The 224-nt window shown below is 54.0% G+C and carries 1 pseudogene; it reads left to right on the plus strand.

Annotation, left to right across the window (positions count from 1 at the left end):
* Positions 1-224, plus strand: a pseudogene (locus FDX22_RS23980) (RNA polymerase factor sigma-54); the annotation flags it as partial.

The following is a 224-nucleotide window of genomic DNA, read 5'->3' on the forward strand; positions in this document are numbered from 1 at the left end:
TCGAAGCCGTGCTTAAACGCGTTCAGCGTTTTGATCCCGTGGGCGTGGCGGCAAAAGATCTCCGCGACTGCTTACTGATCCAACTTTCACAGTTTGATAAAGTCACGCCGTGGCTGGAAGAAGCACGCCTGATCATCAGCGATCACCTTGATCTGCTCGCCAACCACGACTTCCGCACCCTGATGCGCGTAACCCGACTGAAAGAAGATGTGCTGAAAGAAGCC

The organism is Citrobacter sp. TBCS-14 (genome assembly GCF_005280805.1).
GTDB lineage: Bacteria > Pseudomonadota > Gammaproteobacteria > Enterobacterales > Enterobacteriaceae > Citrobacter > Citrobacter gillenii.